Here is a 26,797-nt window from a genome sequence, read left to right as displayed (position 1 = left end):
TAGTTTTATTAAAATATTTTAAAATGATTATGCTGAAGAAGCAGCAATTGCTCTAGTTTTTTTAGGAAGGTGACGGAATTTGAACAAGATACGTACTAGCATTCGTATGAAGTTAATGATCGTTTCATTTCTTTTATTAACGATTCCTCTGATTATTTTAGGTTTGTTAAGTTATCAAAAAGCCACTACGAGTTTAAATGATTTAGGGGAATCAAAGTTAAAAAACAGTGTGGAAATGACCATTGAAATGATTAATTCGTTAAATGAAGAAGTAGAAAAAGGAACAATTTCATTAGAAGAAGCACAAGAAAAAGTAAAAATTGCTATTTTAGGTGAAAAGGGTGCTGACGGGATACGTCCAATAAACAAAAACATTGATTTAGGTGAAAACGGATATTTATTTGTATATGATCAAAATGGCATACAAGTTGCACATCCAACTGATGAAGGAAGCGACGACTGGGATCTAAAAGATAAAAATGGTGTGAAATTTGTACAAGAGCTCATCAAGGTTGGAAATAAAGGTGGGGGCTTTGTTTATTATCATTGGTCATTGCCGAATAATAAAAATCAAATTGAAAGAAAAGTTGCGTATACAAAAACGGAACCGCATTGGCAGTGGACGGTCGTTGCCAGCACGTATTTGCAGGATTTTAACAAACCGGCAAAAGAGCTTTTAACATTTCTACTCATTGTGATTGGGATAACGGTCATGATTGGTTTTCTGATTGTGTGGGCATTTTCAAACAACATTTCTAAACCGATCCATGACGTTTCTGAACGCATGTATTTATTAGCTCATGGCGATTTAACACATGATGAGATGAAAATCCGTTTGAAAGATGAAACCGGCAAACTTGCGAAAGCATTAAACGAACTGCAAAGCAGGCTAAAATCTATTATGACAAATATTTCGAATGCTTCTGAAATTCTGACGAGTCATAGCGAGGAACTAACTCATTCAGCAAATGAAGTGAAGGCTGGTTCGGAACAAATTGCAACGACGATGCAGGAATTGGCGGCAGGTTCTGAGTCACAAGCAAACAATGCAAGAGAAATGGCTTCAAACATGGAGTTGTTTACAAAAAAAATACAAGATGCAAGCGAGAAAGGAGAACAGATACAATCAGCTTCCAAAGAGGTGTTGGATGTTGCCAATAAAGGAAGCATACTTATGAATTCTTCCACAGAACAAATGACGAAGATTGATCAAACGTTCCAACAGTCTATTGACAAAGTGCAAGGCTTGAACGGCCATTTGCAAAAAATTACGAAATTAGTCTCAGTTATTCAAGGAATTGCAGACCAAACCAATCTATTGGCCTTAAACGCAGCAATTGAAGCGGCAAGAGCTGGTGAAAACGGGAAAGGCTTTGCCGTAGTCGCTGATGAAGTAAGAAAGCTCGCCGAGCAAGTTTCGGTTTCCATTACAGATATTACGGACATTGTAGGCAATATACAAAATGAATCGAGAATGGTCGTTGATTCTTTGCAAAACGGATATCAAGAAGTCGAACATGGAATAGATCAAATTAATAAGACAGGCGAAACCTTTCAAACCATTAACGAAGCTGTTACAGAGATGGTTCAGCATATTCAAACAATGTCTGATAACTTGACAGAGATCGCTGCAAATAGTCATGAAATGAACCGCTCTATTGAAGAAGTCGCCTCAATCTCCGAAGAGTCAGCTGCAGGAATTGAACAAACCTCTGCCGCTGCACAGCAAACGAACAGTTCCATGGAAGAAATGTCGAACAGTTCAGAGCAGCTTGCGAAACTAGCGGAAGAGCTGAATGGATTAGTGCGTCAATTTAAATTATAAACTAGAAGGAGAAAATGGTTTCATTCATCTGTAAAGGTGAGGATAAATTCCTCACCTTAGATTATTATTACTGATGATTAAAAAATATCCATATTATTTTTTATACTATCAAGTTTACAGGGAATGATTGATAAACGAATTTGAAGACTATTAAAAGATTATTTGAATTGACTATGAGATGGAAGTTCGTAAAAGATAAACATTCAATTTTTTAAGAATTTATAACAAAAATTTTGTTTAATAACTAAAATAATAGTATAATATTAAAATATCAAATTTACTGAATCTTTGAAAGTATAAAAAATCGGAGGGATTAATTGTGGCAGAGTTACGAAGCAACATGATTAAAAAAGGCTTTGATCGTGCACCGCACCGCAGTTTATTACGAGCGACAGGTGTCAAAGATGAAGATTTTGACAAACCCTTTATCGCTGTTGTGAACTCGTATGTTGACATTATTCCTGGTCATGTTCATCTTCAGGAATTTGGGAAACTTGTGAAGGAAGCGATTCGAGAAGCTGGTGGGGTTCCATTCGAGTTTAATACAATTGGCGTTGATGACGGAATTGCAATGGGACATATTGGCATGCGTTATTCATTGCCAAGCCGTGAAATTATTGCGGACTCTGTTGAAACAGTCGTTTCTGCCCATTGGTTTGACGGGATGGTATGTATTCCGAACTGTGACAAAATTACACCAGGAATGATGATGGCCGCCATGAGAATAAATATTCCAACGATTTTTGTGAGCGGCGGGCCGATGGCAGCTGGTCAGACAAGTGATGGACGGAAAATATCCTTATCTTCTGTTTTTGAAGGAGTAGGTGCCTATCAATCAGGAAAAATTGATGAAAAAGCACTGCAAGAGTTAGAACAATATGGTTGTCCTACTTGTGGTTCATGCTCTGGAATGTTTACAGCAAACTCCATGAATTGCCTTGCCGAAGCTCTCGGACTAGCACTTCCAGGAAATGGTACAATTTTAGCGGTTTCACCTGAGCGGAAAGAATTAGTGAAAAAATCAGCCAAACAATTAATGAAGCTTATTGAAATGGATTTGAAACCACGTGATATTGTGACAGAAAAAGCAATTGATAATGCTTTTGCCCTTGATATGGCATTAGGTGGATCAACAAATACGGTTTTACATACACTAGCTATTGCCAATGAAGCAGAAGTTGATTACCCGCTAGAGCGCATTAATGAAGTGGCCGCTCGTGTCCCGCATTTAGCGAAGCTAGCACCAGCGTCTGACGTTCATATTGAAGACTTGCATGAAGCAGGAGGAGTATCAGCGGTCCTTAATGAATTAACGAAAAAAGAAGGTACACTCCATCTTGATACAATGACCGTTACAGGAAAAACGCTGGGTGAAAATATTGCCGGTTGTGAAGTCAAAGATCACCATGTGATTCGTCCAATTGACAACCCATATTCTGAAACAGGCGGATTAGCTGTTTTATTCGGCAATCTCGCACCGGATGGGGCCATAATTAAAACAGGTGGGGTCCAAAACGGTATTACAAGACATGAAGGTCCAGCCATCGTGTTTGACTCTCAAGAAGAAGCGTTAGAAGGAATCTCAAGCGGAAAAGTAAAAGAAGGTCATGTTGTCATAATTCGCTATGAAGGACCTAAAGGCGGACCTGGTATGCCAGAAATGCTTGCCCCGACATCGCAAATTGTCGGGCGGGGACTTGGTCCAAAAGTCGCTCTTGTGACAGACGGACGTTTCTCTGGGGCTTCCCGTGGCTTATCGATCGGACACGCTTCACCAGAAGCAGCAGAAGGTGGTCCACTTGCTTTTGTTCAAGATGGCGATTATATTGTGATCGATATTGAAAAACGGACAATGGATGTCCACGTTGATGAAGAAGAGTGGGAAAAACGTAAAGCGAACTGGAAAGGCTTCGAACCGAAAGTTAAAACAGGATATCTAGCCCGTTATTCAAAGCTTGTGACATCAGCAAGTACTGGCGGTGTGATGAAAATCTAAAATGCAAGCTCCTTCCAAGCCAATTGGAAGGAGCTTTTCTTTTAAGTGGTTTTAAATGGTGGCTCTTTTCTAAAAGATTGTTGCTTTACAACCCATATTTTTTTAACTTATTATAAAGACTCATCCTCGAAATCCCTAATAGCTTAGCTGCAGCGGATTTGTTTCCATATGTTTTTTGTAAAGCATATTGAATTTTTTCTTTTTCCGATAAATGAGACAATGGAACAGGGTCTTCTCTTTCTAACCTAGGTATTACCATTGTTGGTTTTTGGTTAAATGGTGCTGGCAGATGGTGAGGGGTGATCGTTTCTTCGTCGACTAGAATCATGATTCGTTCAATTGTATTTCGCAATTGGCGAATATTTCCTTCCCACGAATTTTCCATAAAACGGTACATAACTTCAGGATCGATCGTTGGAGTGGGTTTTTTGTATTTAATAGAAAACTCCTTTAAATAAAGCTGGATAAGCTCAGGAATATCTTCTATTCGCTCCCTTAATGGGGGAATGTGGATAGACACGACGTTCAATCGGTAATATAAATCTTGGCGGAATGTTCCTTCTGAGACCATTTTTTCAAGGTCACGATTTGTTGCGGCAATAATACGTACATCAACTGGAATAGGTTTCGTCCCACCAATTCGGTAAAATTGTTTCTCTTGAAGTACACGCAAAAGTTTTACTTGCAAATCAAGCGGCATTTCGCCAATTTCATCTAAAAATAATGTCCCTCCTTTTGCCGCATCGAACTTTCCTTTCTTTCCTTCTTTTACAGCACCAGTAAAGGCACCTTTTTCATAACCGAACAATTCACTTTCAAAAAGGGCTGCTGGAATGGCACCGCAGTTAATCGCAACAAAAGGATGCTCTTTTCTTTCGCTTGCTTGGTGAATTGCCTGAGAGAACAATTCTTTTCCGACACCACTTTCTCCTGTAATTAATACAGGAGCATCAGTTGAAGCAACCTTTTTCGCTAAATGGATCGCATTCATTAAAGCAGGGCTTCTTCCTTTAATTTTATGAAAAGGGTCATGTTTTTCATCTGATTTCATTTGGCTTTCTAAATGCTGTATATAAGCGGTCGTTGATAAAAGTTCTTCATTTAATTTCACGATATCACTAATGTCTCGTTCAACCGAAATACCGCCAACAATTTTATCCTTTAAATAAACAGGCTGTGTATTAATTAATACGTGGACATCTGACTTAGGCTGATTATATTGTCTTACAACAGATTTACCATCTTTTAATGCTGACATTAAAACGACGGATTCTTCTTTAAATAAGCTTGTGATATGTTTCCCAACACTTTCTTGTTGTCTACATTGATAAAGCTCTTCAGCTTTTGGGTTCCAAGAGATAATCGTTCCATTTTTATCGACCACTGTAATCGCATCATCTACTGCTTTTAACAATGTTTCGTAAAAAGAGGATAAGATTTTCCATTGTTTTAATAGCACATCGGCTATTCTTGTATATGGAACCCAACCTATAACATTTCCTTGTTCATCAACTAAAGCAAGATCTTGTCCATCTAATAAGTGTTCTAAATCTGATAAATGATCATTTTTAGGAACGAATTTCATATGTTTAACTTTATGAGTGTTATCTAAAGGTAAAGATAGCGCTTTCAAAGAAAGGTTAAGATGCATCATATTCATCACCTTTACAAATATATTTACAAAATTGTAAATATGTAAAAGTATATTTACAATTTTGTACACGTCTATTATACACTTTTAACAAAAAACTCACCATTTTTTTAATATTTATTTTTGGCACAAATATTGCATATTAAGAAGTGAGAGAAAAAATAGGAGGGAGAAATATGATTCCTTACAAACATGAACCTTTTACTGATTTTACGGTTGAACAAAACAAGAAGGCGTTTGAAGAAGGGCTAAAGAAAGTTGAAACGTATTTAGGACAAGAGTATCCACTTATTATTGGTGGCGATCGTATTACGACAGAAGAAAAAATCGTATCCGTAAACCCAGCGAATAAAGAGGAGGTTGTCGGACGCGTTTCGAAAGCAAATAAAGAATTAGCTGAAAAAGCCATGCGAGTGGCAGATGACACGTTTAAAACATGGAGTAAGGTGAAACCAGAAGTCCGGGCTGATATATTATTCCGCGCTGCTGCGATCGTTCGTCGTCGCAAGCATGAGTTTTCTGCTTTACTTGTGAAAGAAGCAGGTAAGCCATGGAAAGAAGCAGATGCCGATACAGCTGAAGCGATCGACTTTATGGAGTATTATGGACGTCAAATGTTAGAAATCAAAGACGGTGTAAACGTAAATAGTCGTCCAGGAGAATTTAACCGCTATCACTATATTCCACTTGGTGTTGGCGTTGTAATTCCACCATGGAACTTCGCCTTTGCGATTATGGCAGGTACAACGGTTGCAGCATTAGTTACAGGAAATACCGTTTTATTAAAGCCAGCTTCTTTAACACCAGTTGTGGCAGCAAAGTTTGTGGAAGTATTAGAAGAAGCAGGGCTTCCAAAAGGGGTTGTGAACTATATTCCAGGTAGCGGTGCTGAAGTTGGCGACTACTTAGTCGATCACCCTCGTACACGCTTTATTTCCTTCACAGGTTCACGTGAAGTAGGGGTTCGTATTTACGAGCGTGCAGCAAAAGTAAACCCAGGCCAAAAATGGTTAAAGCGTGTCATTGCCGAAATGGGTGGAAAAGACACCATCGTTGTCGATAAAGAAGCAGACCTTGAACTAGCAGCTCAATCCATCGTTGCTTCTGCTTTCGGATTCTCTGGTCAAAAATGTTCCGCATGCTCTCGTGCAGTCGTACTCGAAGAAGTGTATGATCAAGTGTTAAACCGTGTCGTTGAATTAACGAAAGGGCTTTCAGTTGGTGACCCAGCTAATCCATCAACTTATATGGGACCGGTGATCGATCAATCTGCCTTCAACAAAATTCTTGATTATATTGAAATTGGAAAAGAAGAAGGGAGACTAATAGTTGGCGGAAAAGGAGACAATTCCAAAGGGTTCTTTATTGAACCGACTGTATTTGCTGATGTCGATCCGAACGCCCGCATAATGCAAGAAGAAATTTTCGGACCAGTTGTCGCGTTCACTAAAGCAAAAGACTTTGATGAAGCAATTGAAATTGCCAACAACACAGAATACGGCTTAACAGGTGCGGTTATTTCCAACAACCGTTCACACATTGAAAAAGCGCGTGAAGACTTCCATGTTGGTAACTTATACTTTAACCGCGGTTGTACAGGAGCGATTGTAGGATACCAACCATTTGGTGGATTTAACATGTCTGGTACAGACTCTAAAGCAGGTGGCCCTGACTACTTACTTCTTCACATGCAGGCGAAAACAACATCGGAAATGCTTTAATCAATATGCGGGACGGGGCAACAATCTGTTGCCTCATTTTCTAAAAATGTCATCGGAGGGTTTTACATGTTCGAAACGATTTCCAAAAACTTTTTTATGGCCTTATCTCAAAGTAAAACTTTAAATAAAGCTGCTCGAAAGTGGGGGCTAAAGTTTGGAGCTTCCCAAGTAGTTGCTGGTGAGACGATTGAATCAGCTATTGAAGCTGTAAAAAAATTAAATGAAAAAGGTCTTGTTGCTACATTAGACCATTTAGGAGAATTTGTGACAAGTCGTGAAGAAGCGATGGAAGCGACTGATTATTGTATTAAAACATTGGAAGCGATTTCAATATCTGGTGTTAAAAGCGGATTATCTGTTAAACTAACACAGCTTGGGTTAGATATTGATAAACAATTTTGTGTAGACAATATGAAAAAGATTTTAGAAACAGCAAAGAAATATAATATTTTTGTTCGTATTGATATGGAGGATTACTCCCATTGTCAAGTGACTCTTGATATTTTACGTGAGCTACGTGAAACATATAACAATGTTGGTACCGTTATACAAGCTTATTTATTTAGAGCATATCAAGATGTGAAGGATTTAAAAGGGGTTCCATTACGACTCGTAAAAGGCGCTTATAAAGAATCACCTGAGGTTGCCTATCAAGATAAAAAAGATGTTGATGAAAACTACTTGAAAATTATAAAAGAACATTTATTTAGTGGCAGCTACACAGCCATTGCGACACACGATCATAACATTATTGCGAAAGTAAAAGAGTTTGTAAAAGAGCATAACATTCCAAATTCTCAATTTGAGTTTCAAATGCTATATGGCTTCAGAACAGAATTGCAGCTTAGCCTTGTCAAAGAAGGATACAAAGTGCGAATTTACATTCCATTCGGGAATGATTGGTTCGGTTATTTCATGCGTCGCTTAGCGGAAAGACCTCAGAACGTCGCCTTCGCCTTTAGAGGATTCTTCTCCAAATAATGCATTCATATTGATTCATTCTTTCCCACAAAAACTTCAACTCATCACGAGTTGAAGTTTTTTCCTTTTCGATACATATATACTCTTTAAGATATGCAAATAATGGAATGTAGAGTAAAGAGGAGGAATGTTCATGCCAGAATTTAAAGTGCCGAAAGAACATGAACCTATTTGGAGAGAAGATGTAAAACTTCCTTCTTTTTCAAAATCGCAACCCATTTACTAAAAGGAAAATTGGAAATTCCTAATAAAACAATAGACGATTTACAAAAAGGGGAGTGAGCTATCTTGACTCAATCGAAGCCAATATAATGATTGCATCATTTATTTTCATATAATATAATAATTTTAGAAAATTCAAATAATATGAATGATTATTCATTCATTTAAGGGGTGAGATAATTTGAATCTAGTAAAAAGATTAAATGAGATTACAAGAATGCACCCAGAGAAAAATGCTTACATATTTCAAAATCAACCAACTACCTATGGGGAATTAGGGATTTATATTAATCGATTTGCCGAACGTTTAAATCAGTTAGGAATCAAAAAAGGGGACCATGTTGCACTTCTTCTAGGAAACTCACCTCAGTTTGTCATTTCTCTTTATGGCTCGTTAAAAGCTGGTGCCACCGTAATTCCGATCAATCCAATGTACACACAAAATGAGATTGAATACATTTTAAATAATGGAGATGTAAAATTAGTTATTGCTTTAGATAAACTTCTTCCATTATTAGAAAAATTAAATGAACGCCTTCCGGAATTCACTCAGATCATTGCTTGCCCAACACCCGAACGAGAATTAGACATTGGACAATTTCCATTTTTAAAAGAAAAAACGCAAACGTTTACAAATATGATTAATGAGGGAAATTCAAAATTTGAAGGTCCCACACTTTCTGATGATGATGTTGCGGTCATTTTATACACCTCTGGTACAACAGGTAAACCAAAGGGAGCCATGCTTACTCATCGAAATATATACAGCAATGCAATGGATACAGGCTTATATTTACAAATGAACCATCAAGACAAGGTAATTGCAACGCTTCCAATGTTCCACGTCTTTTGTCTAACTGTAGCGCTAAATGCTCCACTCATGACAGGTGCTACCGTCATTATTGTTCCAAAATTTAGTCCATCTGAAATATTCCAAGTTGTACGCAATTATAAAGCAACTGTTTTTGCTGGTGTTCCGACGATGTATAGCTTCCTGCTTCAATATGAAGTTGGAAAAGCAGGTGATTTACAATCGCTTAGACTATGTATTTCTGGCGGTGCTTCAATGCCTGTTGCCCTGTTACAAGATTTTGAGAAAAAGTTTAATGTCATTATTTCAGAAGGTTATGGTCTATCAGAAGCTTCACCCGTAACCTGTTTTAATCCACTAGATCGCCCACGCAAACCAGGTTCTATTGGTACAAACATAACCAATGTTGTAAACAAAGTCGTCAATGAACTTGGGGAGGAGCTACCACCAGGTGAAGTAGGAGAATTGATCGTACGTGGTCCTAATGTGATGAAAGGATATTATAAAATGCCGGAAGAAACGTCTCATACTTTACGAAATGGTTGGCTTTATACAGGAGATTTAGCCAAAATGGATGAAGAAGGATATTTTTATATCGTTGATCGAAAAAAGGATTTAATTATCGTCGGAGGCTATAACGTATATCCTAGAGAAGTTGAAGAAGTATTATATAATCATCCAGATGTCGTGGAAGCAGCAGTTGTTGGTGTTCCAGATCCTGAATTTGGAGAGGCCGTCAAAGCTTTTGTCGTGAAGAAAAATCCGGATTTAACTGAGGGACAATTAGTAGACTACTGTAAAGAAAAATTGGCTAAATACAAAATACCTAGCTTGATTGAATTTTTAGATGAACTTCCAAAAAATACAACAGGGAAAATTTTACGGAGAGCTTTAAAAGAACAATTAGTAAAATAAAATTAAAAGCAGGTTCCTGTACAGTAGGTGTGCAGGAACCTATCAATATATTATAATACTACATTATTCACGGCCCTTAATTAAAAGTAGCTTAATTAGCGGATATCAAGCCTAGAGTAATAAACTTTTTCACTAAATAAATGAAAAAATAATCCATAATATGTAAGAAATCGTCATTTATTTGATTGAACCTCCTTAAAGGCATCGTACGTACGGTGGTGTTAGAGATCGGGGGATAGTCATCCCCTCATACTCGGTAATTAACGGGCAAGACAGTTTTGAACATGGACTATGTTCTTTGCCACAAATAGAACCTTATAATCAGGAGTGTTGATTAACCAATAATAACCAGTTGAGATGGCTCTATTTCTAGCTTTTCTGCCATACGATTCTGTATGTTTAAGTAAAATAATAGATAATCAACAGTTGTGCCTTATGATATAATTGTATCAAATTTTTGACAAATTCACTCGAAATGTGTTGAATAATATATGTTACGCTTATAAGGAAAAAAATCATTGACGACATCCGAAATAGAGAGGGGATTACAACATGCCTAGTAAAAAACTTGTTGAAGGACTAGTCGAACAAATGAACTTTGAATTTGAATCAGCCAATATTTATTTAGCGATGGCTGCCTATTGCCAAGCAGAAAACTGGGATGGATTTGCTAATTTCTTTTTAGTACAAGCAGAAGAAGAACGTTTTCATGCTATGAAAATATTCCATTACTTAAACAATATTGGCGAAAGAGCTTTCATTACAGGATGCAAATCTCCAAACAATGAATTTCAATCGATTACAGACTGCTTTGAGTCAGCTTATCTTCATGAAAAAGAAGTGACAAAACGTATTTATGCTTTATCTGACTTAGCCCTTGATGAACGAGATCACGGAACGATTCATTTCTTAAAATGGTATATAGATGAACAAATCGAGGAAGAAGCCATGTTTGATAATATCATCGTTCAGTTAAAACGAATCAATAACGATACAAACGGTATGTTTTTGCTCGATCGTGAATTGGCTAACCGGAAGTTTACACCAGAAGGGTAATTTTTTTACCCCTATCAGAAGCAAAGAGCTACAATGTGATATTTGCAGACCGGGAATATCGACGAGATCTTTTTGTTATTTCTTCCATAAGTATGAAAAAAATAATAACGACATCATATCCAACAATTTGACCGTCCAAATGGGCGGTTTTTTTATAAATAATGCTGTTTTCGTAAATTTTGTTGCTTTCCGACTGTCCATGAACCGAAAAAAGCAGCACATGGTTGGACAAATCACAGTTGTTCGACCATCGATTTTTGCTCGGTTCACGTCACACTTGTAAGTGCCATTGCAAGCGTATCGCTTGCTTTTGACCGTCGGAAAACTATAGTAAAGCAACAATCTTTTACGAAAGATCCAAAAATAAATAATAATTGCTTAGATGGCTGAAATTTATTTTCATAGCGGAAGACCTTGGTGAATACAATAATGATAGTGATTTGCTTCACAAAAAGGGGAGAGATACTTTGCAAATACATGTCGTCAAACCGGGGGATACACTTTGGCGAATTTCACAGCTTTACAATGTGTCAACGGATCAACTAATCCAAACAAATAAAATTCAAAATCCAAGTCAATTAGTAGTTGGTCAAACGATTGTTATTCCTATATTGGGTCGATACCATTGGGTTGCACCAGGGGAAACGATATACACGATTAGCCGTCGATACAATGTACCCTCAAATGAATTAATTAGAATAAACAGAATATCTGATCCGCAAATGATTCCAGTTGGTTTTCGATTATATATTCCACAACAGGCTCGTCCAAGTGTAGATGTAAATGCTTATATTGACATTCGCATGTCTGGTGCTCAATCACCCCAAATTGTTGATGATGTCGGGGAGCATTTAACGTATTTAGCTATTTTTAGTTATGCGGTAAACCGAAATGGAACATTGACTCCTGTTGACGATCAGTCAACAATTAATGCTGCCTACCGAGACCGCGTGACACCCTTAATGGTTTTAACGAATTTTGAAGAAGGAACTTTTAGCCGTGAATTAGCCACTAGCGTACTAACAAACCCTAGTTTACAAGACAAAATTCTTGATGAAGCTATTCGCATTATGGAGGAAAAAGGGTATCTTGGTCTAGATTTTGATTTTGAATATTTAGGAAGAGAAAATAGGGAAAGGTATCATTCATTTTTGAGAAAAGCACGAGCAAGATTAAAAGAAAAAGGATATTTACTTACATCTGCCTTAGCGCCAAAAATTAGAGATGATCAAAAAGGTATTTTATATGAAGGGCATGACTACAGAGCCCAAGGTGAGATTGTTGACTTTATTTTCTTTATGACCTATGAATGGGGTTGGTCTGGTGGGCCGCCAATGGCTGTTTCACCAATAAATGAGGTTCGAAAGGTGATGGAATATGCCATTTCAAGAGTTCCGAAAAATAAAATCATGATGGGGATTCCGCTTTACGGATATGATTGGACACTTCCTTATGTACCAGGTGGGCAATGGGCGAAATCGATTAGTCCTCAAGAAGCCATTAAGTTAGCTCTTCGTTATAATCAAAGCATTCAATATGACCCTGTATCACAAGCTCCATATTTTTATTATACTGATGAAAATGGAGCTAGACATGTTGTATGGTTTGAGGATGCCAGAAGTATTCAAGCTAAATTCGATCTAGTTAAGGAGTTAGGGATAAGAGGATTTTTCTACTGGGTATTAGGGGGAGAATTTCCGCAAAATTGGCTGCTTATACAAGATAATTTCCTTGTAAACAAACGTGTCACAACATAGATAAGAAAAAGAAGAATCTTTCTGAAGGAGCCGATTCATCTAGAAATCGGCTTTTCATTCTTTCCAATGCTTTTGAATAAAGTCATCACGACCTGATTCTGCTCTTTCTTTCTGATAAGCTGCTGGATTCTTTTTATAATAATCTTGATGATATTCTTCAGCAGGATAAAACGGAGCGGCAGGCAATATTTTCGTCACAATTGGCTTGTTAAACTTACCGCTTTTTTCAAGCTGCTGCTTTGATTTTTCTGCTTTTTCCTTTTGCTCTTTATTATGATAAAAAATCGCAGTCCGATACTGATCTCCACGGTCATGGAATTGACCGCCGTCATCGGTTGGATCAATTTGCTGCCAATAAATTTCTAATAGCTTCTCATAAGGAAATACCTCTGGATCAAACGTAATTTGGACAACTTCATAATGTCCGGATTTTCCTGATTTCACATCTTTATAGGTTGGATTTTCAATATCTCCTCCCGAATATCCGGAAACAACTTTATGTATACCATCCCATTGGTCGAATGGTTTCACCATACACCAAAAGCAGCCGCCAGCAAATGTCGCTTTTTCTAAATCCTTTCCCATATCCTCACCTCTAACATATGAAAATATACATCAATACTTTTCAAAGTTTAGCACGTAATTAAAAAGTGAGCAATTCATGTATTTTTCTGCTATATACTAAATGAACTTCCTCGTTAATTGGATTACATAGTATTCGCTATGGACGAAATGAAAGGCTCGCCTGGACAGTCGAAAAGCTATGGTAAAGCAACAAACTTTCAGAAAAGAGCCTAACTAAATGAGAAAAAAAGCTGAATAATATCTAAAATATGTTAAAATATAAGTTAACTTAACAAACGTTTTAGTTAACTTATAGAGGAGAGTGCTTATGACACATAATACGTTACGCAACCAAAATGATTTTTCGATTTTGTCAAAAGAATGGATCCAAAATCCCTATCCATTTTATGATCAATTGCGGGAGCAACAACCTATATATTGGCTTTCTTCTATTACTCATAAAGGTTGGTTTATAACTGGATATGAAGAAGCAATTAACATATTAAAGGATCAACGCTTCCGAGTACGTAAACCTCTACCAAGAAATACGCATAAATTCAAAGATTTAAAATATATTCAAAATGAAATGATGCTTTATAAAAATCCACCTGACCATACAAGATTGCGCTCGATGTTTCAAGAGACTTTTGCCCAGCAAGCAATCTTACAATTGAAACCGCTCATTGAAAAAACGGTTGACGATTTATTAAATTCTGTTAAGTCAATTGGAACAATGGATGTCATACAAGATTTTGCTTTTCCATTGCCGAGTATGATCATTGCTGAAATCCTTGGGATTCCAAAGGAAGATCGCCACAAAGTTCGCAGCTGGACGAATCAATTACTAGGGGTTATTGATTTAACTCGGACGAATCACACATTGTATAAAGGGAATGAAATTGCCCAACAAGTTAAGGAGTATTTTCGTGATTTATTATTAAAACGCAAACAAATGCCAAAGGAAGACGTAATCAGTCAATTAGCCCAAAATACATCGTTAACTGAAGATGAAATCATGTCCTCTTTGATTTTACTATTGATTGCAGGACACGAAACGACTGTTAACCTAATTGCTAATTCAATCCTTACATTGTTAACACACCAAGAGCAGATGCATTTGCTTAAACAAAACCCTTCCTTTATTCATTCAGCGATTGAAGAGTGTTTACGATTTGAAAGTCCAACACAAATAACAGCAAGATATGCAGCTGAAAATATTATGGTTGGAAATGCTTTGTTCAAAAGAGGGGAGCAAATATATATCGTCCTAGGTGCAGCAAATCGAGATCCTAAAAAGTTTTCCGAGCCGAATCAGTTTGATATTACACGGAGTCCGAATCCACATTTAGCTTTTGGGGCAGGAACTCATTATTGTTTAGGCTCTCAATTGGCAAGACTTGAAGCTCAAATCGCTGTCAACTCTTTCATTCAACGTTTTGATCAAATTACGCAGTTAGATCCTTCTCCACGCTGGAGAAAACTAGCTGGTTTTCGTGCCTTAAAATCACTACCTGTTTCTTTTACAGCGAAATAAAGTTTTCGTGTACACATCTCCCACCCCACCCACACTCTGGTGGGAGACTTCTCGTTTGCATGAATTTAATAATAATATATATAGGTCCTACTAGCATAATATTAGCGAAAAGAATGACTTAACTTTATAATAAACAATATAATGTAAATGGATAAAGTACATAAGTCATGAATGATCATGATTCACTTTCTTTTTAGATATATACGATGTACGTTCATCAAAAGAATGGAGTTTGCCTATGAATCAAAGAGATTTCACAAGTGGCAGTATTATCAAGCATCTCTTCTTTTTTTCGACTCCGATTTTATTTACCAACTTATTGCAAACCTCTTATCAATTGATTGACGGCTTATGGGTCGGGAATTTGTTAGGGGAGCGAGCACTTGGAGCGATTTCCGTTTCAAGCACGGTTATTTTTACAATATTAGCGTTTATGATCGGAATTAACCAAGCAACATTAACGATCTTATCGCAGCAAAAAGGAATGAAAGATGATGACGGAGTAAAACGGTATTTAAATGCATTTGTTACCATTTTATCGACTATGGCCATCATTCTCGGAGTGATTGGCTATTTCTCTTCCAATACGATTCTTTCATTGCTTGGAACTCCGCAAACGATGCTAAAAGAGGCTGCTTCTTATTTGCAAATTCATTTTATCGGCATATTCTTTTTATTTGGCTACAATTTTATTGGCACGGTGCTGCGGTCTTTAGGTGATAGTAAGACCCCTATAAGGTTTGTTGCCATCGCTGTTTTATGTAATACCGTTTTAGATCCTATTTTTATTTCTGTGCTTGATTTAGGGATTGAAGGCGCAGCATTGGCAACAGTTTTTTCACAAGGAGTAGCGTTTATTTATGGATTGATGCTCACGATACACAAGCAATTCGTCCCATTTTCAAAGCCAACACTTCCAAAAAAAGAAGAAGTACTTTTAATTTTAAAGCTAGGGATCCCCTCTGGATTACAAATGACTGTAATTTCAGCAGGTGTCATGGCCATTATGAGTGTTGTAACATCATTTGGAGAAGATGTGGTAGCTGGATTTGGTGCTGCACAACGACTCGATAGTCTCATCATGCTGCCTGCCTTTGCACTAGGGACTGCCGTCAATAGTATGGCCGGGCAAAATATCGGTGCCCAAAAATGGGATCGAGTGCGTCAAATTGCTATTTATGGTGTATTGTATAACTTTTCTATTATGCTATTTTTAGCATTTGTCATCGTCTTTTACGTCAAATATGGAATTTTACTTTTTATCGAAGAGGAAAAAGCTGTTCACTTCGGTACGAATTATTTACAAACGATCGCTTTTTTCTATCCGTTTTTAGGCATTAATTTTATTTTAAATGGAATCTTACGTGCATCAGGAGCAATGTTTCAAGTATTGGTGTTAAATTTTATTTCTTTCTGGATTCTTCGTTATCCGTTAACATTCCTTTTTTCAAAATGGTGGGATGAAGCCGGCATCGGATTAGGGATGGGTACAAGCTTTGTCATTAGTAGTTTATTTGCAATTTTGTATTATCGATTTGGTAAATGGAAGGAAAAGCAGTTATTTCAGAAAGAAGAATAATGATAGAATCGCAATGGAATATTGGGAAAGAAAGGGTTTGAAGAATGGACGAAACAAAGATTATCGAGCGTTTAGTAAATAGAACGCCAAAAATTTTAGGGGAAGATACATGTCAAAAATATGCGATTTTTCTTCCTCTCATGAAAGTAAATGGAGAAACTCATATTTTGTTTGAAGAACGGGCACATCATTTAAGACGTCAACCTGGTGAAATTTGCTTTCCTGGAGGGAAAGTAGATCATAATGATCGGAGCGAGAAAGCAGCTGCCATTCGTGAAACGATAGAGGAGCTGCAAATTGACGCTCGTTTTATTTCAGATATCTTTCCTCTAGATTACCTTGCTTCTCCTTATGATCGTACCATTTATTATTTATTTGCTGGAAAAGTGACCATTCCATTTGAACAAATATATCCAAACCGAGATGAAGTTGCAGAGGTATTTACTGTCCCGTTATCGTATTTTTTCGACGAGAAGCCAGCTTGTTATCCCGTTAAGCTCATACCGAAGCCAGCAGAGAATTTTCCCTATCACCTCATTCCTGGAGGGGAAAATTATAAATGGCGTGAACGAAGCCTTGATGAATTGTTTTACATTTATCAAAACCGAGTCATATGGGGATTAACAGCCAAAATCGTTCATCATTTTATAGAATTACTCGAAAGCTCAGCTGAAAATGAAACAATTCAATAATGACATTTTCCATCAAAGCATAAATCGAACCATTAGTCAAAAAGTGAAAGGTCATCAACCATGCTGTTTGTGAGCCTTTCGCTTTTTTTATTTAGTTTAATCTTTCACAAAATTTTCTAGATGTTATGTCCATTTTGTGAAATGTTTCACAAACTAATTTATAATTTTAGAAAACATGATATTTTATAACTGTAAAACATAATCAACGAAAGAAATGGTGCGATCTACATGTTTGTCAAGTGGTTGCGCGAAAACAAAGTTGCTTCTGGTTTCATGGTAATCATTCGTTTATATTTAGGTTATGAATGGCTTACAGCTGGTTGGGGGAAAATTACAGGAGGTTTTGATGCTTCTGGATTTTTAAAAGGAGCGATCGGTAAAGCAACTGGTGAACATCCTGCTGTACAAAGCTGGTGGGCTCAATTTCTTGAAGGATTTGCTCTCCCGAATGTCGATCTATTTAATTTTTTAGTCCCTTGGGGGGAATTTTTAGTTGGAATTGCACTGATTCTCGGCGCATTTACAACCTTTGCTGCTTTAATGGGGGCTGCAATGAACTTTGCTTTTATGTTCTCTGGAACGACTAGCACGAACCCGCAAATGGTATTGTTGACGATCTTTATTCTAGTGGCGGGGTACAATGCTGGTAAGTGGGGGCTTGATCGATACATCATTCCATTTATCAGAAATAAAATGGCCAAAAAACAAAAAGTAAACCATCCTCAAATGAAAACAGCATAAATCATGAATCGGAAAACGTTCAATGACTTAAACAGCCTGTTTCAATGCAGGCTGTTTATGATTTCATAATCGTCGTGTACATTCATTTTAAGTAAAATAAGTTGACATAAACATAAATACATTTTAATATATACCTGTAAGGGTAATCGAGGGTGCTCGATATTTTTTTGTATTTAAATATACCTATATAGGTATAATTTTTCGACTGTCAGGCAAGCGAAACGCTAGCTTAGTCACTTACAAGCGTGACATGAACCGAACAAAAGCTGATTGTCGGACAAACGTAATTCGTCCGACCACGTGCGTTGTTCGGTTCATCGACAGTCGAAAAACAACAAAGTTTACGAAAACAACCGATGTAGAAGAAAGGAGTAGGGAAAAATGAACAAAGTAACAGTTTACACAACAACAACTTGTCCATATTGTGTGATGCTAAAAAACTTTTTACAAGAAAGAGGAATACCATTTGAGGAGGTAAATGTTCAATTAAATCCAGCTGCAGCAAGAAAGCTTGTTGAAACTACAGGTCAAATGGGAGTGCCACAAACTGAAATTAACGGTCAATGGGTCATCGGATTTGACCCGGAATCTATCATGTCCTTATTAGGACGCTAATAGTGAAAGAGAACATTTTATGAATATTTTTAAGGATACCTTATATAGGTATCCTTTTAAACAAAAGAAAGGAGGAGAAAAATGTCAGGACATCGATTTAATCCTGAAAAAGCAGCGAAGCTGTTAGATCCGAAAAGAAAAGAATTAGTGGATCCTGTTAAAATCATTTCTCTTTTACATATTCAAGAAGGAGATTTCGTTGCAGATTTTGGTGCGGGAAATGGTTTTTTTACCGTTCCAATCGCTAATAAAACAAAAGAAACTGTTTATGCCATCGATGTACAAGAACAAATGCTTCACTACTTAAAGAAACAAGCTCAACAGGAAGGAGTCACGAATATTGAGTATGTATTTAGTGATGTTGAAAACATTCCATTAAAATCTAATTCGATCGATAAAGGATTAATCGCATTTGTTATCCATGAAGTTTCGAATTTAGATCCGGCAGTAGAAGAGATGTTCCGTGTTTTAAAGCCGAATGGAAAATTATTGATTCTTGATTGGGAAGCTATTGAGAGCGAAATGGGTCCGCCAGTACATGAGCGAATTTCTTCAAAAAAGCTTAACGACTATTTCCGCCAAAAAGGATTTCAACCGGAATTATTCAGATTTCATGAAGCGATTTATGGAATGTTGATCACAAATGGGAAAAACGAAGTAAACAGCAGTATTTTCCACGATCCAAAGGAGGGGACATCATGAATTTGGATACAAATACAATCATCAATTTCTTATTGATCATTTTCATTGTATTGGTTTTTCTTCAGCGCATTCTCCCTACGAAAGGGGTCCGAAATATTAGTACGGCTGAATTAAAAAATGAGCTGGGCCAAAAAGATAAGCAATATCTCGATGTTCGTACACAAGCAGAGTATCGATCACATCATATTCGAGGATTTCAAAACATACCTCTTCATTATTTAAAACAACGAGCTCATGAACTTTCAAAGGATAAAGAAGTCATCGTGATCTGCCAAAGTGGAATGAGAAGTAATAAAGCAAGTAAATTATTAAAAAAACTTGGCTTTAAACGGGTAACGAATGTTAAAGGTGGAATGAATGCTTGGCGATGAATCCCTTCTTAAACTTTGTATTAAGGAAGAAAATTTCTTGAATGGTATTTCAAAAGTAAATAAATAAGAAATCACCATAAAAAATCTGAACTTTGACATCCATCATAAAAAGGATACAAAAAGTTACAACTTTATGCAGGAATATTTGAAATACTGCCGAATAGTTTTTCATAAAAAAAGGTGTAGGTGTCAAGATGAAGTTGTTATTAATGTTCGTGACCGTCATTGCAGGAATGGCAACATCCATCCAAGCTTCCATCAACGGTGGTCTTGGCAAAAAAGTAGGTGTATTAGAAGGGGCATTCATTTCTTTTTTAATCGGTACGATCGCATTATTTTTATTTCAGTTGTTTTTTGGAAAAGGAAACGTGTTACAAATGTTTTCCGTTCCAAAATGGCAATTACTCGGCGGTTTATTAGGTGCTTTTTACGTCTTTATCATGGTGCTTTCAGTTCCAAAAGTAGGGGTTGCTACTTCCATCATTGCCATCATTGCTGGACAATTAGTCATGAGTGCGATGATTGATCATTTTGGACTGTTTGGAGGAAAACAAATTCCATTTGATATGAAAAGAATGATGGGAATCGTCTTATTATTTGGTGCACTATTTCTATTTTATAAGGAATAAACATTTGTCCCACCTAACACGTCTTTGTCAGGGCGTTATTAGGTGGGTTATTTATTTTCTATATAAATTAAAGAAATACAAAAAACACTTGAATTATCTGAAATTTCTAAATAAAATAGAATTAACATACTAACTGGTTAGTATAATGATAATCTGACTGCCAATTTTTAAATAATTGTAAAAAGAATGGAGAGGAATTGATGCATTTACGTCTTACAGAAGAGCAAAAGATGGTTCAAAAAACCATTAGAAAGTTTGTTGAAAAAGAGCTTATGCCTTTAGAAAATGAAGTGCTCCGAAATGAAAGGGAAGGAAAACCAAGCCTCCCTCCTGGAAAATTAAAGGAGCTTCAGCTAAAGGCAAAGGAAGCAGGGTTCTGGGGAATTAATACTCCGGCTGAATATGGAGGCGCTGATTTAGGAAATGTTATGTTGGCGATTGTATATATGGAAATTTCTAAAACATTTGTTCCTTTTCAATTTGGCGGGTCTGCTGATAATATTCTTTATTATGCAAATGAAGAGCAAAAGAAAAAATACTTAATCCCTACCATTAATGGGGAGAAAAAATCATGTTTTGCTATGACCGAACCAAGTGCAGGATCTGATACAAGAAATATTAAGATGATGGCAGTAAAAGACGGAAATGAGTGGGTATTAAATGGTGAAAAAACGTTTATTACCGGCGGAAACGAAGCAGATTTTGTTATGGTCATTGCGATAACAGATAAAGAGAAGCATAAAGAAACGTTAGGGCGTGAAGGGGTCACGTGCTTTATAGTCGATCGTGTTATGGGCTGGAGATCGGAGTATATACATACGATGGGACAATGGGGCCCAGCAAGCCTTGTGTTTGAAAATGTCCGCGTTCCAGAAGAAAATATTTTAGGTGAAGTGCACAAAGGTTATCATCTTGGGTTAGAATGGATCGGTTTTGCAAGATGGATTGTTGGTGCAAGGGCGGTTGGTACAGCTGAACGTCTCTTGCAGATGGCTATCGATTATTCAAAAGAAAGAATTACCTTTGGAAAACCGATTGCAAAACGACAAGCCATCCAATGGCAAATTGCTGATTCTGCTGTGGAAATAGAAGCAGCAAAATGGCTCGTACTAAATGCAGCCTTTACCCTTGATCAAGGAGAAGATAACCGTCATTTAGCTTCCATGGCAAAATTATTTGGCGCTAATGTAGGAAATAGAGTAGTAGACAGAGTATTACAAATACATGGCGGAATGGGGTATACAAGAGAATTGCCCATTGAACGATGGTACCGGGAAGCAAGACTTTGGAGAATTTATGATGGTACGGATGAAATTCAACGAATGATCATTGCGAGAAACTTATTAAAAGGACATGTGAAAATTGGTCAATTTATTTAAACAGTCATGAAAACGCTCTCTTTTTCGTATACTTTTTAAAGTATATTGATAGATTTTTAATTTTTTAGGAGGTATGAAAGATGGCAGGTAGATTTCAAGGAAGAGTAGCATTTGTTACAGGGGGAAGCCGTGGAATTGGAAAAGGGATTGTGGAGCTTTTTGCCGAGGAAGGAGCAAAGGTCGCTTTCATTGATTTGAACGAAGAAGCGTTAAGGGATACAACGATGCAATTAAAAGAAAAAGGATATGATGTTTTTTCAAAGGTGGTTAATGTAACGGATCGAGAACAAGTAGAAAAGACCGTAAAAGAAGTTGTGGATACATTTGGATCGATCGATATTCTTGTGAATAATGCTGGGGTCATTCGTGATAATTTATTGATTAAAATGACCGACTCAGATTGGGAAACAGTTATGGATGTCCATTTAAAAGGATCCTTTTACTGTGCCCGTGCCGCTCAAAAATATATGGTCGAGAGAAAATATGGGCGCATCATAAACATTTCATCTACTTCAGCACTTGGTAACCGTGGCCAGGCCAATTATGCTGCTGCTAAAGCAGGCATACAAGGATTTACAAAAACACTGGCAATTGAGCTTGGCCCATTCGGTATTACGACAAATGCAGTGGCACCTGGTTTTATTGAAACTGAAATGACAAAAGAAACGGCGAGACGATTAGGGATTTCATTTGAAGAATTAATCAATGCGAGTGTCGCAAATATTCCTGTACGTAGAAGCGGAAAGCCGGCTGATATCGCAAACGCAGTAGCGTTCTTTGCAGATGAAAAATCTTCCTTTGTTAATGGTCAAGTATTGTATGTCGCGGGAGGGCCAAAAACCTAGATGGAACGGAGTGAACCTGTATGTTAGAAGGTCTTATCGGAAAATGTTCTAATAAGGTAAAAAATATTGTCGAAAGAGGGGCTGTAAAGAAATTTGCGGAAGCAATCGCTGACCCTCATCCAATTTTCATCGATGAAGAAACAGGAAAAAAATCACGCTATCAAAGCAATATCGCACCACCAACATTTCCGCGGGTATTTGATTACGGGGTTATTGAAGGATTAAATCTTCCAAAAAAAGGTCTCATTCACGGAGAGCAAACCTATCATTATGAACGGCCGCTTTTTGTAGGGGAAGAAATTTTTTGTTATTCAAAAATAGAAAATTATGTTGAGAAAAAAGGAAATAGTGGATTGTTGGGCTTTTTAATCATTCAAAGCTTTGGGGAAGATCGAACTGGTCGGACAATTTTCACTTCGAAACAAACTGTTATTATTACGGAAACGGTTCGAAAGGAGATGACAACTTGAATAAAATATGTGATTTACAAATAGGACAGTCGTTGCAATATGTACAACTGAAACCTGTATCGAGGATAGACTTAATTAAGTATGCAGGGGCTTCCGGTGATTATAACCCGATCCATACAATTGATGAAGAGGCGAAGAAAGCAGGGCTGCCAGGAATTATAGCCCATGGAATGTGGACAATGGGAAATTTGGCCAAACTCTTCACCCCCTATTTTGAAGAAGGATTTATTCAAGATTATTCTGTCCGATTTAAAGGAATGGTCTTTTTGAACGATGTGATCACTTTAAAAGCAATATTAAAAGAAAAAAATCATCATCAATTACATTTTCAAGTCGCTGCTGTAAATCAAAACGGAAATGAAGTGGTCAAAGGAGAGGTCATCTTTTCACTATATGAATGAATAATGATGCATGTTAAGGTGGGTCTACAATGAAAATTGGAGTCGTAGGAACTGGAGCTGTTGGTGGGTATTTTGGCGGTCTCCTTCAGAGAGATGGGAATGAAGTTGTTTTTTTAGCAAGGGGAAGGAATTTTGAGGTCATGAAGAAAGACGGTTTATTAATTATTAGTGAAAAGGAGAGCTTTAAAGTTCATCAATATTTTACCGATCAACTTAGTTATTTTAGAGATGTTGACCTTGCCCTTATTTGTTTAAAATCAAACACCACAAAAGAAGTGGCAGAAAAGCTCCTGCCTATTTTAAAAAAAGATGCTTGGCTTTTAACGTTGCAAAATGGAGTAGACAATGAAGAAGTATTATCCGACATTTTTGGAGCAAATCGAGTTATATCCGCTGCTGTTTATATTCAAGCCTCGGTTTTGAAAGAAGGGGTTGTTAAGCAAATTGGCCGGCCGCCACGTCTCGTCATTGGTGCAGTTGATGTAAGGAATCAAGACGTGGCGGAGGAAATTGCTTCTCTTTTCAATAAGGCTAACATTCAAACGTTTGTTTCTGAACACATTATGGAGGTGAAATGGAAAAAACTGCTTTGGAATGTTACCTTTAACCCACTTTCCGCTCTGCTAAAAATAAGTGTCGGTAATATATTAGAACATCCACAATTGTATCAAACGGCACAAACGATTTGCAAAGAAGCGATTTCTGTCGCTCAACAGGTTGGTATGAAAATAGACGATAACTTTACTAAAGAAATATTAGAACGTGGGAATTTTGCCAAAGATCATAAAACATCGATGCTGCAAGATCGATTACGAGGGAAAAGGATGGAAATTGAATCGATTTGTGGTCATATAGTCAAAAAAGGAAAGGAATTTCAAGTAGAAACTCCAGTACTTGAAACGATTTATCGTCTATTAAAATATATCGATTCATCTACCTCTTGATTTGATGAACGATGATATGAAAAAAATAGAAAAAAACCAGTCGAAAATTCAGAAAATTATCTTTATTATAAATAATGGATACATACCTACTAGTAAGTATGTATTTTCATTTAAAAAATTTAAAGAGAAAAGCGAGGCTGAATTTCAATATGATTATCTTAAGGAGTGAGGAAGTTTGAAAAGAGATGCTGTGATCGTTTCGGCAGTTCGTACAGCCATTGGAAAACAAGGGAGTGCACTTGCCACAGTTCCAGCACACGTATTTGGAGCTGAAGTGATCAAAGAAGCGATCAAACGGGCAAAAATCCGCCCCGAAATGATCAATGATGTCATTTTTGGAAATGTTTTAAGTGGTGGTGGGAATATTGCTCGATTAACAGCTTTGCAAACAGGTTTATCGATTGAAATTCCAGGAATGACCGTTGACCGGCAATGCGGATCAGGGATTAATGCTGTAAATCTTGCTGCTCAAGCCATCCGATCTGGAGATGGCGATATTTATATTGCTGGTGGAACCGAGAGCATGAGCCGCGCCCCGTATTTAATGGATCGTCCAGAAAAACCATATAGTTCAATACATCCACGTTTCCGTAAATCACAATTGTCGCCTAAAGAAATAGGCGATCCACCGATGGGAATCACAGCAGAAAATCTTGTGAAAAAATATGGAATCAGTCGTGAAGAACAAGATGAATTTGCACTTAGAAGCCAGCAAAAAATGGCTGCAGCCATGAGGGAAGGGCGGTTTGATCAACAAATTGTACCCATCCACATTCCTGTTAAAAAAGGTGATCCAATCGTTTTTCAAACGGACGAACATCCTCGTCCAGAAACATCAATGGAAGCTTTATCAAAGCTAAAACCTGCTTTTCTTGAAGGTGGATCGGTTACAGCAGGTAATAGCTCTGGTTTAAATGATGCCGCATCAGCTTTGGTTGTCATGGCAAGAGAAAAGGCAGAAGAATTAGGAATCACTCCACTAGCTGTCATTCGTGAATATGCTGTAGCTGGAGTGGACCCAAACATTATGGGGATTGGACCTGTTCCAGCAACCAAAAAAGTGTTGGAAAAATCCGGGCTTTCTTTAGAAGATATGGATCTTATTGAAATCAATGAAGCGTTTGCTGCGCAAGTGATCGCCTGTGACAGAGAGTTAAATATGAATCCAGATAAAGTAAATGTTAACGGTGGTGCAATTGCTCATGGACATCCCCTTGGTGCCACAGGTGCCATTTTAATAACAAAGTCGGTCTATGAATTACAACGTTCTGGGGGAAGATATGCCTTAATTACAGCATGTATCGGGGGAGGACAAGGAATTGCTACGATTATTGAACGTGAGTAGTAAAGAAAGTTAGAGCTTTGGCAATTGAAAGAAGTTTATTTTTACCTCTCTCAAATTAGTAGAACATTAAAATATGAACATCATTTATGCTATAATAATGAAAAATTTTTACTAAGTGAGAGGGAATTTATAAATGAAAGAAAAAATTATCAAAACAAGCATTGAACTTTTTGACGAAAAAGGTTTTAAAGAAACATCTATACAAGAAATTGTTGAAACAATCGGGGTAACAAAAGGAACTTTTTATTATTATTACAATAGTAAAGAGGAGTTGTTAAAAGATATTTGCATAAGTTATATTGAAGAACTTTTAAAGCAACAAAAACAAATCTTAGAAAATCCAAATACGGACTGTATAACTAAATTACACGAAATTGTTTATATGCTCATTACAAATATTAAGTCTCAACGGAGAAGCGCTAGAATTTTTTTCCGAGAAATGCGTCATTTAAATGATCAGCATTTAAAAGAAATTAAGGCGAAACGAAATCAATTTCGAAAAAATTATCAAAAATTAATCGAAATTGGAATGGAAAAACAACAGTTTAAAAATCATTTGCCACCAGATATGTTGACCTTTGCCATTTTAGGAATTACAAACTGGAGTTATTATTGGTTTCATCCAGAGGGCGAGGTATCGGAAGAGCAGCTTGCAAAAATTTATGTAGATTTCATTTTAAACGGAATTCAATTCGTCGATCAATAAACTTCATTCGCATTCACCATCCGCTATGCGCCTTTTATGATCATGACGCAAAGAGGGGGGAGGGGGGATGTATAAATTTTCTCTAATATTGAGAGACATGACGGTATACCATTTCCTTTCACATACTAACCAGTTAGTTAGGGCCGTTTAGAAGATTCTCGTTAAAATTGTTCATAAGCTTCATTTGAATGTCTTGTTCTACATTTTTTAGAATATACTCTATCGAGTTTAATCATTTTTATAAAATTAAAAAAAAAACTTAGACGGAATAAATAACACCAACATTAAATTTAGGTTATAATAGACCTGAATTTTATTTAAGTTGGTGATTATTTATGCGTACCA

24 protein-coding genes are annotated in these 26,797 nt (G+C 36.9%); 22 read left to right on the top strand and 2 right to left on the bottom strand.

Features of this window, described 5'->3' with window-relative positions; all coding sequences use genetic code 11:
* Positions 1–79 precede the first annotated feature (79 nt).
* Together J2S06_RS16110 and ilvD are read left to right on the top strand one after the other, a co-directional pair.
* Positions 80–1,825, top strand: a complete 1,746-nt coding sequence (locus J2S06_RS16110) for a methyl-accepting chemotaxis protein (protein ID WP_459077049.1) — start codon at positions 80–82, stop codon at positions 1,823–1,825.
* Positions 1,826–2,144: 319 nt separating this feature from the next.
* Positions 2,145–3,821 (top strand): dihydroxy-acid dehydratase, encoded by a 1,677-nt coding sequence (gene ilvD, locus J2S06_RS08915; RefSeq protein ID WP_044896240.1) that lies wholly within the window; start codon positions 2,145–2,147, stop codon positions 3,819–3,821.
* Positions 3,822–3,906: 85 nt separating this feature from the next.
* Here ilvD and J2S06_RS08910 read toward each other — a convergent pair whose 3' ends face one another.
* Entirely contained in the window at positions 3,907–5,475 is a 1,569-nt protein-coding gene (locus tag J2S06_RS08910) for a sigma-54 interaction domain-containing protein (protein WP_419152062.1), read from the bottom strand.
* Positions 5,476–5,648: 173 nt separating this feature from the next.
* Between J2S06_RS08910 and pruA the strand changes: the two genes are divergently transcribed.
* The 5 genes from pruA to J2S06_RS08885 all read left to right on the top strand — a co-directional run bounded on the left by pruA (position 5,649) and on the right by J2S06_RS08885 (position 12,935).
* Positions 5,649–7,193: an L-glutamate gamma-semialdehyde dehydrogenase gene (gene pruA, locus J2S06_RS08905; protein ID WP_419152061.1), complete on the top strand. Its 1,545-nt coding sequence runs from the start codon at positions 5,649–5,651 to the stop codon at positions 7,191–7,193.
* Between the two features lie 66 nt (positions 7,194–7,259).
* On the top strand, positions 7,260–8,174 hold the full coding sequence (locus tag J2S06_RS08900) for a proline dehydrogenase family protein (RefSeq protein WP_419152060.1): 915 nt from the start codon (positions 7,260–7,262) through the stop codon (positions 8,172–8,174).
* A 403-nt stretch (positions 8,175–8,577) separates the two neighbouring features.
* Positions 8,578–10,122, top strand: a complete 1,545-nt coding sequence (locus tag J2S06_RS08895) for a fatty acid--CoA ligase family protein (RefSeq protein WP_419152059.1) — start codon at positions 8,578–8,580, stop codon at positions 10,120–10,122.
* A gap of 552 nt (positions 10,123–10,674) precedes the next feature.
* The gene (locus tag J2S06_RS08890; RefSeq protein ID WP_419152058.1) at positions 10,675–11,178 is read left to right on the top strand and encodes a ferritin; all 504 of its coding nucleotides are present in this window, start codon (positions 10,675–10,677) and stop codon (positions 11,176–11,178) included.
* A gap of 467 nt (positions 11,179–11,645) precedes the next feature.
* Positions 11,646–12,935 (top strand): glycoside hydrolase family 18 protein, encoded by a 1,290-nt coding sequence (locus J2S06_RS08885; RefSeq protein ID WP_044896234.1) that lies wholly within the window; start codon positions 11,646–11,648, stop codon positions 12,933–12,935.
* Positions 12,936–12,989: 54 nt separating this feature from the next.
* Here the strand turns inward: J2S06_RS08885 and msrA are convergent, their stop codons facing one another.
* Positions 12,990–13,520, bottom strand: a complete 531-nt coding sequence (msrA, locus tag J2S06_RS08880) for a peptide-methionine (S)-S-oxide reductase MsrA (protein WP_419152057.1) — start codon at positions 13,518–13,520, stop codon at positions 12,990–12,992.
* 307 nt (positions 13,521–13,827) lie between these two features.
* Between msrA and J2S06_RS08875 the strand changes: the two genes are divergently transcribed.
* From J2S06_RS08875 to J2S06_RS08805, 15 genes are all read left to right on the top strand, one after another.
* The gene (locus J2S06_RS08875; protein WP_419152056.1) at positions 13,828–15,033 is read left to right on the top strand and encodes a cytochrome P450; all 1,206 of its coding nucleotides are present in this window, start codon (positions 13,828–13,830) and stop codon (positions 15,031–15,033) included.
* 238 nt (positions 15,034–15,271) lie between these two features.
* Positions 15,272–16,612 carry an MATE family efflux transporter gene (locus tag J2S06_RS08870; RefSeq protein WP_044896231.1) on the top strand — a complete coding sequence of 447 codons (1,341 nt, stop codon included), beginning with the start codon at positions 15,272–15,274 and terminating at the stop codon, positions 16,610–16,612.
* Positions 16,613–16,656: 44 nt separating this feature from the next.
* Positions 16,657–17,304: an NUDIX hydrolase gene (locus J2S06_RS08865; RefSeq protein ID WP_419152055.1), complete on the top strand. Its 648-nt coding sequence runs from the start codon at positions 16,657–16,659 to the stop codon at positions 17,302–17,304.
* Between the two features lie 228 nt (positions 17,305–17,532).
* Positions 17,533–18,045, top strand: a complete 513-nt coding sequence (locus J2S06_RS08860) for a DoxX family protein (RefSeq protein ID WP_419152054.1) — start codon at positions 17,533–17,535, stop codon at positions 18,043–18,045.
* A gap of 381 nt (positions 18,046–18,426) precedes the next feature.
* Positions 18,427–18,660 carry a glutaredoxin family protein gene (locus J2S06_RS08855; protein WP_044896228.1) on the top strand — a complete coding sequence of 78 codons (234 nt, stop codon included), beginning with the start codon at positions 18,427–18,429 and terminating at the stop codon, positions 18,658–18,660.
* An 81-nt stretch (positions 18,661–18,741) separates the two neighbouring features.
* Positions 18,742–19,362 carry a class I SAM-dependent methyltransferase gene (locus tag J2S06_RS08850; protein WP_419152053.1) on the top strand — a complete coding sequence of 207 codons (621 nt, stop codon included), beginning with the start codon at positions 18,742–18,744 and terminating at the stop codon, positions 19,360–19,362.
* Positions 19,359–19,733, top strand: coding sequence for a rhodanese-like domain-containing protein (locus J2S06_RS08845; RefSeq protein WP_419152052.1), 375 nt, complete (start codon positions 19,359–19,361; stop codon positions 19,731–19,733). Before J2S06_RS08850 ends, J2S06_RS08845 begins: the two co-directional genes overlap by 4 nt.
* A 194-nt stretch (positions 19,734–19,927) precedes the next feature.
* The gene (locus J2S06_RS08840; RefSeq protein ID WP_419152051.1) at positions 19,928–20,362 is read left to right on the top strand and encodes a DMT family transporter; all 435 of its coding nucleotides are present in this window, start codon (positions 19,928–19,930) and stop codon (positions 20,360–20,362) included.
* Positions 20,363–20,562: 200 nt separating this feature from the next.
* Complete coding sequence (locus tag J2S06_RS08835) at positions 20,563–21,741, top strand: acyl-CoA dehydrogenase family protein (protein ID WP_419152050.1); 1,179 nt, start codon at positions 20,563–20,565, stop codon at positions 21,739–21,741.
* A gap of 80 nt (positions 21,742–21,821) precedes the next feature.
* Positions 21,822–22,586, top strand: coding sequence for a beta-ketoacyl-ACP reductase (locus tag J2S06_RS08830; protein ID WP_419152049.1), 765 nt, complete (start codon positions 21,822–21,824; stop codon positions 22,584–22,586).
* 20 nt (positions 22,587–22,606) lie between these two features.
* On the top strand, positions 22,607–23,056 hold the full coding sequence (locus J2S06_RS08825; RefSeq protein WP_419152048.1) for a MaoC family dehydratase N-terminal domain-containing protein: 450 nt from the start codon (positions 22,607–22,609) through the stop codon (positions 23,054–23,056).
* Positions 23,053–23,457, top strand: a complete 405-nt coding sequence (locus tag J2S06_RS08820; protein WP_044896522.1) for a MaoC/PaaZ C-terminal domain-containing protein — start codon at positions 23,053–23,055, stop codon at positions 23,455–23,457. The genes J2S06_RS08825 and J2S06_RS08820 overlap by 4 nt, the downstream gene beginning before the upstream one ends.
* 29 nt (positions 23,458–23,486) lie before the next feature.
* Positions 23,487–24,401, top strand: a complete 915-nt coding sequence (locus tag J2S06_RS08815) for a ketopantoate reductase family protein (protein ID WP_419152047.1) — start codon at positions 23,487–23,489, stop codon at positions 24,399–24,401.
* Positions 24,402–24,576: 175 nt separating this feature from the next.
* A complete protein-coding gene (locus tag J2S06_RS08810) occupies positions 24,577–25,746 on the top strand; it encodes a thiolase family protein (protein ID WP_044896520.1) in 1,170 nt (389 codons plus the stop codon).
* A gap of 133 nt (positions 25,747–25,879) precedes the next feature.
* Complete coding sequence (locus tag J2S06_RS08805; RefSeq protein ID WP_044896519.1) at positions 25,880–26,452, top strand: TetR/AcrR family transcriptional regulator; 573 nt, start codon at positions 25,880–25,882, stop codon at positions 26,450–26,452.
* Positions 26,453–26,797: the final 345 nt, after the last annotated feature.

Origin of the sequence: Bacillus alveayuensis, assembly GCA_030812955.1 — a bacterium.
GTDB classification, from domain to species: domain Bacteria; phylum Bacillota; class Bacilli; order Bacillales; family Aeribacillaceae; genus Bacillus_CB; species Bacillus_CB alveayuensis.
The sequence above is the reverse complement of the archived record's forward strand: the minus strand, read 5'-3'. Positions and strand labels throughout refer to the sequence as shown.